A 15986-nucleotide genomic window follows, 5' to 3' on the forward strand; every position below is an offset into this window, starting at 1 on the left:
ATCACATCCTTTTTTTCTGATTTTCTTTAAATCTGCTTTCTGCCGCAGCACTGCTTGTATTTCTTACCGCTTCCGCACGGGCACGGATCGTTGGGGTAAACCTTGGCGTTTTCCCGCTTTTTCGGCACCCGGGGGCCGGTCTCATCCTTGTTGGTGCCGGTTACCTTGGCAACCTCTTCCCTCTCTACCTTCTGCTCGATCTTCAGATGCAGCAGCAGCTTCACGGTATCCTCCCGGATGCTCTCTGTCATGGCATCGAACATCTCATAGCCGTTCAGCTTGTATTCTACCAGCGGGTCTCTCTGACCGTATGCCTGCAGGCCGATGCCCTGCCGCAACTGCTCCATATCGTCGATATGGGTCATCCACTTCCGGTCAATGACTTTCAGCAGGATCACGCGCTCTGCCTCACGGATCATCTCCGGCTCCGGGAATTCGGTTTCTTTTACTTCATATAAAACAACGGCTTTCTGCTTCAGATCCTGTTTCAGCTCGTTCTTGGACATGCCCTTTGCTGCCTCGCGGGTGATGAGCGGCAGCGGAATGATGGGCAGCAGCAGCTCGTTGAGCTCTGTGAAATCCCACTCCTCCGGGTCAGAATCCTCGGCAATACACGTATCTACGGCATTTTCCACGATATCCATGATCATCTTGTAGATCACGTCCCGCATGTTCTCGCCGTCCAGCACTCTGCGGCGCTCACCGTAAATGATCTCACGCTGCTCGTTCATGACCTGGTCGTACTCCAGCAGGTTCTTACGGATACCAAAGTTGTTGCTCTCGATCTTCATCTGGGCTTTCTCGATGGCGTCGGTCAGCATCTTGTGCTGGATCTCCTCATCCTCCGGCACGCCCAGTGCATTGAAGACGGACATGAGACGTTCGGAACCGAACAGGCGCATCAGATCGTCCTCCAGGGAAATGTAGAACTTGGAGCATCCCGGATCTCCCTGACGGCCGGAACGTCCGCGCAGCTGGTTGTCGATACGTCTGGACTCATGACGCTCAGTGCCGATGATCTTTAATCCTCCGGCTTCTCTGGCTGCATCGTCCAGCTTGATATCCGTACCACGGCCTGCCATATTGGTGGCAATGGTCACGGCGCCGTGCACACCGGCATCCTTGACGATCTCTGCCTCCAGCTCATGGAACTTGGCGTTCAGCACCTTATGTGGAATGCCTTCTCTGTTCAGCATCCGGCTCAGTTCCTCGGAAGCATCGATATTGATGGTGCCCACCAGCACCGGCTGACCGGTCTCATGGGTCTCCTTGATGTCACGGACAACCGCACGCAGCTTTTCTTTCTTCGTCTTGTATACAGAATCGTGCAGATCCTTTCTCTGTACCGGTCGGTTGGTGGGGATCTCGATGACGTCCATGCCGTAAATGTCACGGAACTCTTTTTCCTCGGTCTGCGCCGTACCGGTCATACCGCATTTTTTGTCATATTTATTAAAGAAATTCTGGAAGGTGATGGTAGCCAGCGTCTTGCTCTCCCGCTTCACCTGTACCTTCTCCTTCGCCTCAATGGCCTGATGCAGGCCGTCGGAATACCGTCTGCCCGGCATGATACGGCCGGTGAACTCATCGACGATCATGACCTTGTCATCCTGCACCACATAGTCCCGGTCACGGAACATCAGGTAGTTGGCACGCAGCGCCAGAATGATGTTGTGCTGGATCTCCAGATTCTCCGGGTCTGCCAGGTTTTCAATGTGGAAGAAATCCTCCACCTTCTTCACGCCGGACTCGGTCAGGTTCACGATCTTATCTTTCTCGTTGACCACAAAGTCGCCGGACTCCTCTACCATCTCACCCATGAGGGCGTCCATCTTGGACAGCTCCCGGTACTCGCCCTTCTCCAGCTGACGGGCAAGAATGTCGCACACCTCATACAGCTTCGTGGACTTGCCGCTCTGACCGGAAATGATCAGCGGGGTTCTGGCCTCGTCGATGAGGACAGAGTCCACCTCGTCGATGATGGCGTAGTGAAGGCCGCGCTGTACCAGCTGTGCCTTGTAGATGACCATGTTGTCACGCAGGTAGTCAAATCCCAGCTCGTTGTTGGTAATGTAAGTGATATCACAGTTGTACGCTTCCCGGCGCTCGTCTTTCTCCATGGAGTTGAGCACGCAGCCCACCTTCAGCCCCAGGAATTCATGAACAGCGCCCATCCACTCTGCGTCACGGTGTGCCAGATAGTCGTTGACCGTCACGATGTGGACGCCCTTGCCTTCCAGGGCATTTAAGTAAGCCGGAAGAGTGGATACGAGGGTCTTACCTTCACCGGTACGCATCTCTGCGATTCGCCCCTGATGCAGGATGATGCCGCCGATGAGCTGTACCCGGTAATGCTCCATGCCGAGCACCCGGCGGGCAGCTTCCCGGACAACGGCGAAGGCTTCCACCAGCAGGTCGTCCAGCGTCTCTCCGTTGGCCAGACGATCCTTGAACTCTTTCGTCTTTCCTTTCAGTTCCTCATCAGTGAGTGCAGTCATCTCCGGGCGAAGTGCTTCGATCTTATCCACGATAGGATACACCCGTTTCAACTCTCTCGTACTGTGTGTACCAAACAGTTTCTCTGATAATTTCATAAATCTTTGTTCTCCTGTTTCTTCCTATACTATACAAAAGGTAATAGCGATTTCAAGTCAAAGTATATTATACGGCATTTGTTCGTCAAACACAAGAACTAACTATGGAGCGTCCTGTGACACGCCTCGTTTTCTATTCCTCGCACGAATTGATTTGCGATAGCCTCTGCGAATGCACGCCGCATCGGATACAGCGGCACTGTATCCCGATGCTGGCATTGCGGAATTTTATAAGCTTTCCGGTGGTGCAAATGAAATAATAGGCTTACATATAAAAATCAGGCGCATCCCCTCCTTTTATATAGGAAGAAACACGCCTGTCTGTAGTTATTTCTTATCTCTTATATGGAACTTTTGCTCCTTAGCTACTCATCCGGCTGATCCATAAAGTAAAACCGGAAAACGGCTATTCCAGCCGCTCAACCGATGGTTCTTAGCACTCCGGCTCGATGAGACCGTAGGTGTTGCCTTTTCTCTTATAAACGACGCAAACTTCATCACTCTCTGCATTGCGGAATACGAAGAAATTGTGTCCCAGAAGTTCCATCTGTACGCATGCGTCCTCGGGATACATGGGCTTCATGCCGAAGCTTTTTCTTCTGATGATCTCGATGTGGTCGTCGGTGTCGTAGTCTTTCTCGATGAACTCTTTGTTGAAGCTGACTGCGCTCTGCTTCTTGTCGATGAGTTTCTTCTTGTACTTCTTCAGCTGACGCTCGATGACTTCTTCCACCAGATCAATGGAAACGTACATGTCGTTGCTGACCTGTTCGGAACGGATCATATTGCCCTTCACGGGGATCGTTACCTCGATCTTCTGCCGTTCCTTCTCCACACTGAGTGTGACGATAATCTCTGTATCAGGAGTGAAATATTTCTCAAGCTTTCCCAGCTTGTCTGTAACCGCGGCCTTCAAGCCCTCCGTTACATCTATGTTTTTTCCGCTAATCGTAAAACGCATACTGTCCAACCCCTTTTCCTTTGGATTACAACAGAGATCTTTGTCGCGTCCTCTGTTATGTTCTAATTATACCATATCCCAGATAAATTGCAATAATTTTCGGATAAATTAAGTATTTTTTAATAATTGATCTTACAGTTCACTTGTACATTCATGTGGACAGATTTCGTGCTTGCATGAAAATCTGTCTGCATAAATGTACAAAGGGAGCGCCAATGTCTGAGCAAAAATGAGCTGTGCAGCAGCGGAGAGCATCGAAGATGCGATTTTGCGAATGGCGCGGGTGAACTGTATCTTGTTAATCAGCTGCTTTCTTTATGTATTCCAGCACTTCCCGATACGGCATTTTCCCGCCAAACAGATCCAGGGCGCTTCCAATGGTCACATCTACCTTCCCCCGTCCGGCCTGCTTTAACCGGGCCAAATCCTCGAAGCTGCCCACACCGCCCGCATATGTACACGGAAAATTGTCCATATCGGCCAGCAGCTCCACCAGCGGCACCTCAATGCCGGAGGCTTTGCCCTCCACATCCACCGCGTGAATGAGGAATTCCGCGCAGCTGTCCCGGAGCCATTCCAGCGTGTCTGCTGTGACCTTCGTCTCTGTGAATTTCTGCCAACGATCCGTCACCACATAGTAGGCGCCGTCCTTTTTGCGGCAGCTCAAGTCCAGCACCAGATGTTCCTTCCCCACACAGTCCAGCATCCGGCGCAGATTGTCCGTGCTGATTTTCCCATCCCGAAAAACATAGGACGTGACGATCACATGGCTGGCCCCTGCATCCAGGAATGCTTTCGCATTGTCCGGGGTAATGCCGCCGCCCAGCTGAAAGCCGCCAGGATACGCCCTAAGTGCCAAAAGCGCCTGCTGCTTCGTTGCCTCATAATAGGGGAGGATGCCGGATTCAGCAAAATGATGTGGCCGCCTTTCAAACCGTCTTTTTTATAAAAATCGGCATAGTAGGCGCCGTCCATCTCGGATACAAAATTTTCTGCTGCCCGGTCGCCCTGATCCTTCAGGCTTCCTCCCACGATCTGTTTGACTTTTCCATTATGGATATCGATACATGGCCGAAATCTCATCTTCTGTTCCTCCAACCCATTCTTGTATACGTCTGTTCCTGCGTATATTTATTCTTGTGTATAACTACTCTCATATACATCTATTTTTATGTACATTTCTGCGCATTTATAAAGGCAGGCCGCATCCTGCTGCTGCCCTTTTTTATGATTCCTGCACTTTATTCCAATCGTTGCTGAACAAGCGCCACTGGCACCTGGCAACGCCAAGATCTCAGACAAGCGCAGACTTTCGCATAGTGCATGCATAAATTTTGAAGAAAGGGCACTCTTTCTATCGCAGAATGCCCTTTCGATCTGTATTACGGATTGTTCTGGCTGTCGTCGTTGGGATCCAACATATCTTTCACGCCATCGGTCATGTCATCCACGCCGCGCTGCAGCGCATCCCCGGTCTCCTCAATGAGGCCGGTGTCCTCCGGGCCGCTGGTGGCACCCATTCCACTGCCGGTGCCGCCGTTATCCGGGATCGTATCTTCCTGCATCTGCTCCTCCACAGCGCCGTCCCCGTCAACAGCTCCGTTCATATCCGGTGTCTCGTCCACCGGCGCTTCCGTGTTCGTGCCTGTATTTTCCGTTCCGTTTTCCGTCTGATTACCACTGTTGTTGGAACGACCACAGGCCGTAACCATGCCAATGGCAAAAATAAGCATGCATACCAGCAGCAGGCTCTTCCATTTTTTCATAAATCGTTCTCCTTTACGAATAGATGTAAAACAGCGTGTGCGCTGTCTCCTGCTGATAATATGCCCCGTTTTTATTTTTTATATACTTAAATCATCCCCGTCTCCAAAATCGTGCCGTCGCGGTATGCCTGCAGCAGCTTCTCCAGATCGGCGATCTGACTCTTCAGATCCCGGCCCACATCGGTGTCTCCCACGCTTCTGCGGCGCAGTACCTGCTCCACGATGGTCGTCTCAGAATGAATATCGCTCTCTTTTTCGATGGCTGCCTCGGTGGACTCGAAGGGTTCATGGGCAACGAGCCGCAGACCGTAGGAATTGTAAACAAGGGTATAGCCCGCAATGCCGGTCTCCTTCTGGTACGCCTTGGCAAAACCGCCGTCGATGATCAGCAGCTTGCCGTCACAGTACACCGGCTTCTGCCCTTTCAGCAGCTGCACCGGCATGTGGCCGTTGATGATGTGCGAGCCCTGTGTCGGCAGGCCGAACTCCTCCAGGATCCGGTTCAACACTTCCTCTTTCTCGATGAGCTGATAATAAATGTTCTTCTGCTCCTTGCGCAGCTTCTCATCCCGGATGAAATACCGCTCAAAGGTGGCCATCTTGGCCTTGCCGTACACCGGGGAATTCTCGTTGGACCAGATGAACCAGAGCATATCCTGTCCGTCTTTACGCTCCTTGCTTCCCTCCGGCGCGTTGTATCCCTCTTCTGGCATAAACCTCCAGAATGTCATAAAGGGCTTTGCCGCTGTATTCCTGGCCGAAAATATTGACCTTCTTAAAGTTCCCCTTTTTCATCGAAAGGAATGCATCCGTGATAAAGCAGGTTGGAATTGTATACTTTATACAGGCTGCCCTTCAGCAGCAGAAAACGGATGTGCTGCTGCAGACGGTCACAGCGAAGGAACGCGGTGCGCAGCTTATCCATCACCCGGGCTTCCTCCGGTGACAGCGCATAGGGATCCTTGGGATCCACCGTCGGGAAATGACAGTCATCCAGCTTGTACTGCTTGCCCTCAATGGTAATGGTCTGTGTCTCATAATCAATCTTATCCAGCAGTAGACGGCTCTCCATGCCGAACTCCGGCCGCGCCTTGATAATCTGCCCCTCCAGCTTGAACTGGATGACGGTGATGGCCTTGTGCATAAGCCGGTCAAGCTCCATATTTCGCACATCTGACTGGTCGGTACGATAGGAAATGTTAAAACAGCTGCACGGGTCATCCTTGTATGTATGCAGTGCCAGCGTTGCCAGCGGGATCAGGTTGATGCCGTAATCGTCCTCAATGGTATCCAGGTTGCCGTACTTGGCGCTGATACGGATGACGTTGGCAATGCAGGCCAGCTGTCCTGCCGCTGCGCCCATCCACAGCACATCATGATTGCCCCACTGGATATCCACAGAATGATAGTTCATGAGAATGTCCATGATCTGCGCCGCGCCGGGGCCACGGTCAAAAATATCGCCGACGATGTGCAGATGATCTACCACCAGCCGCTGAATGAGCGTGCAGAGCGCCACAATGAACTCCGGCGCCCGGTCAATGCGGATGATCGTGTTGATGATCTCGTTATAATATGCCTCTTTGTCGGAGATTTCCTCCTTCTCCGTGATCAGCTCTTCTATAATATAAGCGAAATCCTTGGGCAGAGCTTTCCGCACCTTGGAACGCGTATATTTGGAAGATACCCGCTTACAGATCTGAATGAGCCGGTGCAGCGTGATCTTGTACCAGTCGTCCAGATTCGTCTCCTCTTTCAGGATCCGTTCCATCTTCCGGTGCGGATAATAAATCAGCGTCGCCAGACTCTTCTTGTCCCGGATACTTAACGTGTTGCCGAATTCATCGTCGATCTTGCGGCGGATCGATCCCGAACCGTTCTTCAGTACGTGCTTAAACTGTTCATACTCGCCGTGCACATCCGACAGGAAATGCTCCGTCCCCTTCGGCAGGTTCAAAATGGACTGCAGATTGATGATCTCCGTCGATGCCTGTGCGATCGTAGGGTACTGTTTTGCCAGCCCTTTCAGATACTTCAGTTCCAACTCCTCCATGATTATAAAATCCTCCCAAAAACGGTGTTTTTTCTATTATAATATAATTTCTTTTCCGGTACAAGATATCCGACGTGCCATGTTTTTTCTCATTTATTGGTCATTTTTTTCCAACTTTTCTATTGACATTTTCAGAAAGCGTGATATTATTAACATATGAACAGTTGTTCAATCGTTTTACTGATTGTTCAGCAAAGGCAGGTGAGAAATTTGGCAGACGATAAGAAAGAAAACGAATTAGATTGCTGTGAATGCTTTCAGGTGCACCCCGATGTCCTGAAGACGGTGAATGAGCAGATGCCCGCAGAGGAAGAGCTTTATGATCTGGCAGAGCTTTTCAAGGTGTTCGGCGACTCCACCAGGATCCGCATCCTCTTTGTTCTGTTTGAAGCAGAGGTGTGCGTGTGCGATCTGGCACAGATCCTCGGCATGACCCAGTCCGCGATTTCCCATCAGCTCAAGATCCTCAAGCATTCCAAGCTGGTGACCAGCAGGCGGGAAGGCAAATCGGTCTTCTACTCGCTGGCTGACGATCATGTCCGCACGATCATCGGGCAGGGCCGTGAGCATATCGAGGAGTAAATCGATACAATCGAGGGAAAATATTTCCACTCAGTATTTTAAAAAATGCAAGAAAGAAAGGAAGCAGATACTATGAAAAAGAAATTCAAACTGCAGGATCTGGACTGTGCAAACTGCGCAGCAAAAATGGAAGAGGCTATCAAGAAAATCCCCGGTGTCAATGACGCATCCGTATCATTTATGACCCAGAAAATGACCGTTGAGACCGCTGACGACGCAGCTTTCGACGACATCATGAAGCAGGTTGTTTCTGTCTGCGCCAAGGTGGAGCCTGACTGCAAGATTCTCCTGTAGGATCCTCTCCCCATCTGCAAAGCCCGGTGTCCAGATCGTCTGTGCCCGGGCTTTCCTGTTCTTATCATGCATATCATCCACTGGTCCGGCGGACCGGTTTTGATTTCGAAAAAGAAAGGAGTATGTATCATGACAGAGAAGCAAAAGAAAATGCTTGTCCGTATTATCGTAACATTTGTGATTTTTGCGGTTTTGTTCGCCGCCGAACACACCGGCAACCTAGAAAGCCTGGAGGGCAGCGTTCTGCTCTTCCTCATTTATCTGGTACCCTATCTCATCATCGGCTACGATATCGTCTGGAAAGCCATCCGCAACATCAGCCACGGTCAGGTTTTTGATGAAAATTTCCTGATGATGATCGCCACCTTCGGCGCTCTGGGTGTCCGGGAATATTCCGAGGCCGTGGCCGTCATGCTGTTCTATCAGATCGGCGAGCTGTTCCAGGGATATGCTGTCGGAAAATCCCGCCAGTCCATCGCCGCTATGATGGACATCTGTCCGGAATATGCCAACATTGAAGAAGACGGAGAACTGAAACAGGTAGATCCCGATGATGTGGAGATCGGCACCATCATCATCATCAAACCCGGCGAGCGCATCCCGCTGGACGGCGTAGTAGTGGAGGGCGAGTCCCTCATTGATACCGCTGCCCTCACCGGAGAATCTGTTCCCCGCAAAGCAGCTGTGGGCGACGAGATCATCAGCGGCTGTGTCAACGGCAACGGTACGCTGAAAGTACGCACCACGAAGGAATTCGACGATTCCACCGTTTCCAAGATCCTGGAGCTGGTGGAAAACGCCAGCAGCAAAAAGGCACATGTAGAAAACTTTATCACCCGGTTTGCCAAATATTACACCCCGGTTGTCACCATCGCCGCTGTGATTCTGGCCATCGTTCCTCCCCTTGTTTTGGGAGGCGGCTGGAGTGACTGGATCCAGAGAGCCTGCATCTTCCTCGTTATTTCCTGTCCGTGTGCGCTGGTCATCTCCGTTCCGCTGGGCTTCTTCGGCGGCATCGGCGCTGCCTCCAAGCTGGGCGTTCTCGTCAAGGGCAGCAACTATCTGGAAGCACTGGCCCAGATGGATACGATGGTCTTCGACAAGACCGGCACCCTGACCAAAGGCGAATTCAAGGTAACAGAAATCCTCCCTGCGGAAGGTTTTACGAAAGAAACGCTTCTGAACCTGGCTGCACTGGGTGAGGGCTACTCCACCCATCCAATCGCCGCCTCTATCCGGGAGGCGTATGGACAGCCGCTGGATATGAACCGGGTCAATGACGCCAAAGAGGTAGCCGGTCACGGCATTCAGGTACAGATCGACGGGCAGGAAGTATTCATCGGCAACGAGAAGCTCATGCGTGCCCAGAACATCACCCCGGCTGCCTGCGAAAGCATCGGCACCGTGATCTATGTGGCGTGTGAAGGCAAATACGCCGGCGCCATCGTCATCTCCGACACCATCAAGGACGGTGCAAAAGAAGCCATTCGCGGCATGAAGGCAGTCGGCGTAAAGAAATGCGTCATGCTCACCGGTGACCGAAAAGAAGCTGCCGAGCTGGTGGCAAAAGAGCTGGACATCGACGAGGTACACGCAGAGCTGCTGCCCCAGGATAAGGTCAGCCAGGTGGAAGCCCTTCTGTCCAAAGAAACGGAAAAAGAACGGCTCGCTTTCGTGGGCGACGGCATCAACGATGCGCCGGTACTGTCCCGGGCTGATATCGGCATTGCCATGGGAAGCATGGGTTCCGACGCTGCCATCGAGGCTGCCGACGTGGTGCTGATGGATGATGACATCCGCAAGATCGCTTCCGTCGTACGCATCTCCCGCAAGACGCTGACCATCGTTCACCAGAACATCGTCTTCGCCCTGGCCGTCAAGGCACTGGTGCTCATCCTCGGCGCCCTGGGCATGGCCAACATGTGGGAAGCCGTGTTCGCAGATGTAGGTGTATCCGTTATCGCTATCCTCAACTCCATGCGGGCGTTAAAGACAGAGTAAGATGAAGCAAGCCCTCTCCTGACAGAGAAGGCCGACCATAGCAGAGAGAGCTGTGAAATCCCAGGAAGGGTTCACAGCTCTCTGTTTTCATAATATGCCGAATTTTTTTACCCGATGACATCCGCCATGGTGTACAGTCCCTGTGGTTTTCCTGCCAGGAACTTGGCCGCCTGTACGGCTCCCTTTCCGAAAATACTCTTGGAATATGCCCGGTGATTAAACTCAATGACTTCATCGGTACCCGCAAAAACCACCTCATGCTCTCCCACGATGGTGCCGCCGCGCACGGCAGAAATACCGATCTCTGTCTTTTCCCGTTTCTTCCGCTCCTGACTGCGGTCATAGGTATAGCTGTACGCATCGTCCAGCGCATGATTGATACTGTCTGCCAAAGCCAGCGCTGTTCCGCTTGGCGCATCTACCTTCTGATTGTGATGTCTTTCCACGATCTCAATATCGAATCCGGCATCTGCCAACACCCGGGCAGCCTCCCGCACCATCTTCATGAGCAGATTGATGCCCAGAGACATGTTGGCAGAATAGACGATGCCTACCTGCTCTGCTGCTGCATAGATGTGTGCTTTCTGCTCTTCGGAGAGTCCGGTTGTGCACACCACCGCCGGAATCTGCCGCCGGACACTGTATTCCAGCAGGCTGTCCACTGCTGCCGCATTGCTGAAATCAATGATCACATCCGCTTCCACATCGCAGGCATCCAGACTTTCGTATACCGGGTAGGGCGCCCCTTCCCGGGGATACGGATCCACCCCTGCGACAATTTCTATTTCCTGATCCTCTGCAACGAGACCGGTGATCACCTGTCCCATTTTCCCGCTGCAGCCATGCATGATCGCTTTTACCATTTTTTTATCCTTTCTGAGGGCTCGCCGGGTCTGTATCTCTACAGTCCCAGCAGCGCCTCGTCCTTTCAAACGAGGGAAATACCGAAGGTCTCCATGGCTTCTCCCAGCTTCTGTGCGTGCTCCGGCTCCATCTCCGTCAGCGGCATGCGCAGCGGGCCAGCCTCATAGCCCATCAGGCTCACGGCCTTTTTCACCGGGATCGGATTTACCTCACTGAACAGCTGCTCAATGAGTGGCAGCGCGCCCAGCTGGATCTCCAGGCTCTTCTGCGGATCGCCGTCCAGATAGCTTGCCACCATATCATGCACACACTCCGGTGCAATGTTTGCCAGCACGGAAATGACGCCTTTGCCGCCCAGGGACAGAACCGGCACCACCTGATCATCGTTTCCGGAATAGATGTCCATCCTGCCCTTCGTCAGCGCGGCCAGTCTTGCCACCTGCCCGATGTTGCCGGAAGCTTCCTTGATAGCCACAATGTTTTGCACATTCTCACACAGAGCTGCCGCCGTCTCCGGCAAAATGTTGCAGCCCGTTCTGCCCGGCACATTATATAAAACGATTGGAAGAGACACTGCGTTCGCCACGGTCGTGAAATGACGGATCAGGCCCTTCTGGGTTGCTTTATTATAGTAAGGCGTCACCACCAGCAGGCCGTCCGCCCCGTATGTTTCCGCTTTCTGAGAAAGATAAACGGCTGTCTCTGTGCAGTTGGATCCGGTGCCCGCAATGACCGGAATTCTGCCTGCGGTCTTCTCCACCGCATAACGGATACATTCCAGATGCTCCTCGTGGCTCATCGTAGAAGCCTCACCTGTCGTTCCGCAAATGATGATCGCATCGGTTTTGTGTGCGATCTGGAATTCGATCAGTTCTCCCAGCATCTCATAATTCACTTCTCCGTTTTCATGAAAAGGTGTTACAATCGCCACACCTGATCCTGTAAAAATTGCCATATTCAAATACCTCCCTTTATATATTTCGTATACAGTCCTTTGCCGCACAAGTTCAGCCGTTCTCCTGTCCAGCCGGATCAGGGCTGCCCCTGTGCGTCAAAAAAAGGCGCCGCAGAAACGGCGCCCCATAAACTTCAGGAATTCTCTCTTCCTTTCGATAGCGCCCCATCTTGCGATGACAGTCATACGATTCTTCACCGTATGCCCAGGAACACAGTCGTCGGCTGCTCTGCTCCTTCGGCGTCCTCCCCTTTCCATAATCATCATCTGCCTCCGCGGCATCCGGTTATGTACTGATGTCAAACGCAACCTCTACCAAAGTATGTCTATATTTTACTATACATGGCCTTTATGTCCGTGTCAAGCCCCAAAACAGGCACCAAAGCAATATCAGAAAGCGTTACTGTTCTCCTGCGCCATCCGAAAAACCGCTATACATCTTTCACCTTCGATTCACCCACCGCATCCTTCACGGTTTCCAGACGATAAGCCTCATCAGCGATCCCAAGCACCTCGTCAGAAGCCTTCTGCCCGGTGAAGATCAGCTCGGTCTCCCCGGCCACCTCCCGCAGCTGAGTCAGGTCTTCCACAGTGATGATGCCGTTGTCCAGCAGGCCCAGCACCTCATCCAGGATCAACACATTGCACTCCCCGGTAGAAAGTACCTTCCTGGCAAAATTCATGCCGTTCCGCAAATTGGCCTTCTCATCTGCCTTCTGCTCCGGCGTCAGATCTGCAAAGCAGGCGTCAGATTTTTCAAAACGGAACAGCTTGATCTCCGGCTCCAAACGACTGATAAAGCTCATTTCCTCCCGGTTCCGGCTTTTCAGAAACTGGATGATGATCACCGAGCGCTCCTCGCTGGCCGCCATGATTCCCTGGCCGATGGCCGCTGTTGTCTTTCCCTTGCCGTCCCCGTAGTATACTTTTATAATTCCATTTTTCATCATGCACCTCTGGGTCAAAACAAAATCCATATTTTTTTAATGATATTTGATTATAGTACCATAACCCATCCTGCAATTCAATATGCTGTGCATAGGAAAGTTAATTACAGTTCACACGCGCCATTCGCAAAATCGCATCTTCGATGCTTTCCGCTGCTTTGCAGCTCATTTTTGCTCATTACGAGGCGCTCCCTTCGCATGTTCATGTAGCCAGATTTTCATGCAAGCATGGAATCTGTCCACAAGAACATACAAGTGAACTGTAACGAAAATTACTCAATAAACTCAAGCTTGCTCACGGACACCTCGTAGGCGATCCGCCGCTCGATCTCCTCCTCGCTGATTTTTTTCGTATACTCCCGGCTCTGGATCCGCCCCCACAGCTGAATATGGGCTCCCACCTCAAAGCCGGAGGCATATCTGGCATTTCTGCCCCAGCAAATACACGGGATATAATCTGATTTTCCATAAGGGCGGTTTACCGCCACGAGAAGATCCGCGATCTCCCGCCCCAGCGGTGTTTTCCGGTATACCGGCATCTTACATATGTAGCCTTCCAGAAAAATCTGATTCGTCCGGGAACTTTCCGGTTCTTCCTCCACAAATTCCAGCTCCCGCACAAATACAGACAACACCAGCCGATTTTTCTTTTCCTCATGCCGGTTATAGGAGCGGAACTGCCCGGACACCGCGATCGTTTCTCCCCGGTAATCCTGGGTGACATCGATGAGCCGTTCCGATATCATGAGCGGAATCACATCATAGGAATTGCTCAGCCGCCGGACACTGATCTCCAGCATATAAAAGCCTTCCCCGAACACCTCATGGCTGAACACGAACTCAGACACGATTTCCCCCGCCATAATTACCTGATTGTTTTCAATTACCTGATCTACCATCTGTTGTTCTCCCTTCCTGTAACGAAGTCTCGTTTTGTAATTTTGTGTAATACTATATGTATTTCGTTTTCCCTCATTTTAGAACCGGAATGTGAAAAAAAACTTGTAATCTCGTCAACATGTGATAAACTGTACAGTTGAGACGACTTTAAATTCAGTTACGAAATCCGAAACGGATACAAAGAAAGGTGTATAAATCCCATGCGGACAAAAAAGAGAAGATATCAGAAATATTGCCATCATCGCACACGTTGACCACGGCAAGACGACACTCGTAGATGAACTGTTAAAACAGAGCGGCGTATTCCGTGAGAATCAGGAAGTGGCGGAGCGCGTGATGGATTCCAACGACATTGAGCGTGAGCGCGGCATCACCATTCTTTCCAAGAATACTGCCGTATATTATAAGAACACCAAGATCAACATCATTGACACCCCCGGGCACGCAGACTTCGGCGGCGAGGTAGAGCGTGTGCTGAAGATGGTCAACGGCGTTGTCCTCGTTGTTGACGCATTTGAGGGCCCCATGCCTCAGACCAAATTCGTTCTGCGAAAAGCGCTGGAGCTGGATCTGCCGGTTATTGTCTGCATCAACAAGATTGATCGGCCGGAGGCAAGACCGGAGGCTGTCATCGACGAAGTGCTGGAGCTTTTCATGGATCTGGACGCTTCCGACGAGCAGCTGGACTGCCCCTTCGTATACGCATCTGCAAAAGCAGGCTATGCTGTGCGCGACTTAAACGACAAGCCGGAAAACATGGTTCCCCTGTTTGAGACGATCCTGGACTACATCCCGGCTCCCGAAGGAGATCCGGAGGCAAGCACACAGGTGCTCATCAGCACCATCGACTACAACGAATATGTGGGCCGTATCGGTGTCGGCAAAGTGGACAACGGCGAAATCCGTGTCAACATGGACGCCGTACTGGTAAACCATCACGACCCGGACAAAAAACAGCGCGTCAAGATCAGCAAGCTGTACGAGTTCGACGGTCTGAACAAAGTAGAAGTGAAATCTGCCGGCATCGGCTCCATCGTAGCCATTTCCGGTATTGCAGATATCCACATCGGCGATACGATCTGCTCCGCAGATAACCCGGTAGCCATCCCGTTCCAGAAGATTTCCGAGCCTACCATTGCCATGCAGTTCCTTGTCAACGACAGCCCGCTGGCAGGACAGGAAGGAAAGTTCATCACCTCCCGTCATCTGCGCGAGCGTCTGTTCCGAGAGCTGAACACCGATGTCAGCCTGCGTGTGGAAGAGACAGACAACATGGACAGCTTCAAGGTGTCCGGCCGTGGCGAGCTGCATCTGTCCGTCCTCATCGAGAACATGCGCCGGGAAGGCTATGAGTTCGCTGTCAGCAAGGCTGAGGTGCTGTACCACCGCGACGAGAACGGCAAACTCTTAGAGCCCATGGAGCTGGCTTACATCGACGTACCGGAGGAATTTACCGGTACCGTTATTGACAAGTTAAGCCAAAGAAAAGGCGAGCTGCTGAATATGGGCGCTGCTTCCGGCGGCTACACCCGTCTGGAGTTCTCCATTCCCGCCCGCGGCCTCATCGGCTACCGCGGTGAGTTCATGACAGACACCAAAGGAAATGGTATCATTAACACGATTTTCAATGAGTACGGCCCGTATAAGGGAGACATCCAGTACCGCAAGCAGGGTTCCCTCATCGCTTTCGAGAGCGGCGAGGCGGTTACCTACGGCCTGTTCGTGGCACAGGAGCGCGGCACCCTGTTCATCGGCCCCGGCGAGAAGGTATATGCCGGTATGATCATCGGCCAGAACGGTAAATCCGACGATATCGAGGTCAACGTCTGCAAGCGCAAACATCTGACCAACACCCGTGCTTCGGGTTCCGACGATGCCCTGACCCTGACACCGCCCCGGATCTTAAGTCTGGAGCAGTCCCTGGAATTCATCGACACCGACGAGCTTCTGGAGGTTACCCCCAAGAGCCTGCGTCTGCGCAAGAAAATCCTGGATCCGACTTTAAGAAAACGTGCATCCATCAATAAAAAACCGGTGCAGTAAACAGAACAAAATTTTAATAAAAATAT

General features: G+C 51.9%; 13 protein-coding genes, 1 pseudogene and 1 riboswitch. Of the genes and pseudogenes, 4 read left to right on the plus strand and 10 right to left on the minus strand.

Going from position 1 to position 15986, the window contains the following annotated elements; translation table 11 throughout:
• Positions 1–26: 26 nt before the first annotated feature.
• The 6 genes and pseudogenes from secA to RJD28_14235 form a co-directional block, all read right to left on the minus strand.
• Positions 27–2594, minus strand: a complete 2568-nt coding sequence (gene secA, locus RJD28_14210) for a preprotein translocase subunit SecA (GenBank protein WNV57388.1) — start codon at positions 2592–2594, stop codon at positions 27–29.
• A 433-nt stretch (positions 2595–3027) separates the two neighbouring features.
• Positions 3028–3555 (minus strand): ribosome-associated translation inhibitor RaiA, encoded by a 528-nt coding sequence (gene raiA / locus RJD28_14215; protein ID WNV57389.1) that lies wholly within the window; start codon positions 3553–3555, stop codon positions 3028–3030.
• 298 nt (positions 3556–3853) lie between these two features.
• Positions 3854–4638, minus strand: a pseudogene (gene hisA / locus RJD28_14220) (phosphoribosylformimino-5-aminoimidazole carboxamide ribotide isomerase).
• A 299-nt stretch (positions 4639–4937) separates the two neighbouring features.
• Positions 4938–5321, minus strand: coding sequence for a hypothetical protein (locus RJD28_14225; protein ID WNV57390.1), 384 nt, complete (start codon positions 5319–5321; stop codon positions 4938–4940).
• Between the two features lie 86 nt (positions 5322–5407).
• Positions 5408–6052 carry a fructose-bisphosphatase class III gene (locus RJD28_14230; protein WNV57391.1) on the minus strand — a complete coding sequence of 215 codons (645 nt, stop codon included), beginning with the start codon at positions 6050–6052 and terminating at the stop codon, positions 5408–5410.
• Positions 6053–6096: 44 nt separating this feature from the next.
• Positions 6097–7374, minus strand: coding sequence for a fructose-bisphosphatase class III (locus tag RJD28_14235; protein ID WNV57392.1), 1278 nt, complete (start codon positions 7372–7374; stop codon positions 6097–6099).
• Positions 7375–7584: 210 nt separating this feature from the next.
• Here RJD28_14235 and RJD28_14240 point away from each other — a divergent pair, with 210 nt between their 5' ends.
• The 3 genes from RJD28_14240 to RJD28_14250 all read left to right on the plus strand — a co-directional run bounded on the left by RJD28_14240 (position 7585) and on the right by RJD28_14250 (position 10251).
• Positions 7585–7956, plus strand: coding sequence for a metalloregulator ArsR/SmtB family transcription factor (locus RJD28_14240; GenBank protein WNV57393.1), 372 nt, complete (start codon positions 7585–7587; stop codon positions 7954–7956).
• 72 nt (positions 7957–8028) lie between these two features.
• Positions 8029–8250 carry a cation transporter gene (locus tag RJD28_14245; GenBank protein ID WNV57394.1) on the plus strand — a complete coding sequence of 74 codons (222 nt, stop codon included), beginning with the start codon at positions 8029–8031 and terminating at the stop codon, positions 8248–8250.
• Positions 8251–8379: 129 nt separating this feature from the next.
• Positions 8380–10251 carry a heavy metal translocating P-type ATPase gene (locus RJD28_14250; GenBank protein ID WNV57395.1) on the plus strand — a complete coding sequence of 624 codons (1872 nt, stop codon included), beginning with the start codon at positions 8380–8382 and terminating at the stop codon, positions 10249–10251.
• Between the two features lie 107 nt (positions 10252–10358).
• Here RJD28_14250 and dapB read toward each other — a convergent pair whose 3' ends face one another.
• From dapB to RJD28_14270, 4 genes are all read right to left on the minus strand, one after another.
• Complete coding sequence (gene dapB / locus RJD28_14255) at positions 10359–11114, minus strand: 4-hydroxy-tetrahydrodipicolinate reductase (protein ID WNV57396.1); 756 nt, start codon at positions 11112–11114, stop codon at positions 10359–10361.
• A 65-nt stretch (positions 11115–11179) separates the two neighbouring features.
• Positions 11180–12070 carry a 4-hydroxy-tetrahydrodipicolinate synthase gene (gene dapA, locus RJD28_14260; protein ID WNV57397.1) on the minus strand — a complete coding sequence of 297 codons (891 nt, stop codon included), beginning with the start codon at positions 12068–12070 and terminating at the stop codon, positions 11180–11182.
• Positions 12071–12220: 150 nt separating this feature from the next.
• A riboswitch (Lysine riboswitch) is annotated at positions 12221–12393 on the minus strand.
• A 108-nt stretch (positions 12394–12501) separates the two neighbouring features.
• Positions 12502–13017, minus strand: a complete 516-nt coding sequence (locus tag RJD28_14265; protein ID WNV57398.1) for a cob(I)yrinic acid a,c-diamide adenosyltransferase — start codon at positions 13015–13017, stop codon at positions 12502–12504.
• A 272-nt stretch (positions 13018–13289) separates the two neighbouring features.
• Positions 13290–13916: a single-stranded DNA-binding protein gene (locus RJD28_14270; GenBank protein WNV57399.1), complete on the minus strand. Its 627-nt coding sequence runs from the start codon at positions 13914–13916 to the stop codon at positions 13290–13292.
• Between the two features lie 196 nt (positions 13917–14112).
• On the opposite strand from RJD28_14270, the gene typA reads away from it, so the two are divergent.
• Entirely contained in the window at positions 14113–15960 is a 1848-nt protein-coding gene (typA, locus tag RJD28_14275) for a translational GTPase TypA (protein WNV59633.1), read from the plus strand.
• The last annotated feature ends 26 nt before the right edge of the window (positions 15961–15986 follow it).

The sequence above is a fragment of the Oscillospiraceae bacterium NTUH-002-81 genome, from assembly GCA_032620915.1.
GTDB lineage: Bacteria > Bacillota > Clostridia > Lachnospirales > Lachnospiraceae > JAGTTR01.

Bases quoted from the DNA above. Each gene is read 5' to 3' on its own strand.
- secA (WNV57388.1), bottom strand. From the start codon at position 2,594: ATGAAATTATCAGAGAAACTGTTTGGTACACACAGTACGAGAGAGTTG.
- raiA (WNV57389.1), bottom strand. From the start codon at position 3,555: ATGCGTTTTACGATTAGCGGAAAAAACATAGATGTAACGGAGGGCTTG.
- RJD28_14225 (WNV57390.1), bottom strand. From the start codon at position 5,321: ATGAAAAAATGGAAGAGCCTGCTGCTGGTATGCATGCTTATTTTTGCC.
- RJD28_14230 (WNV57391.1), bottom strand. From the start codon at position 6,052: ATGACATTCTGGAGGTTTATGCCAGAAGAGGGATACAACGCGCCGGAG.
- RJD28_14235 (WNV57392.1), bottom strand. From the start codon at position 7,374: ATGGAGGAGTTGGAACTGAAGTATCTGAAAGGGCTGGCAAAACAGTAC.
- RJD28_14245 (WNV57394.1), top strand. From the start codon at position 8,029: ATGAAAAAGAAATTCAAACTGCAGGATCTGGACTGTGCAAACTGCGCA.
- RJD28_14250 (WNV57395.1), top strand. From the start codon at position 8,380: ATGACAGAGAAGCAAAAGAAAATGCTTGTCCGTATTATCGTAACATTT.
- dapB (WNV57396.1), bottom strand. From the start codon at position 11,114: ATGGTAAAAGCGATCATGCATGGCTGCAGCGGGAAAATGGGACAGGTG.
- dapA (WNV57397.1), bottom strand. From the start codon at position 12,070: ATGGCAATTTTTACAGGATCAGGTGTGGCGATTGTAACACCTTTTCAT.
- RJD28_14265 (WNV57398.1), bottom strand. From the start codon at position 13,017: ATGAAAAATGGAATTATAAAAGTATACTACGGGGACGGCAAGGGAAAG.
- RJD28_14270 (WNV57399.1), bottom strand. From the start codon at position 13,916: ATGGTAGATCAGGTAATTGAAAACAATCAGGTAATTATGGCGGGGGAA.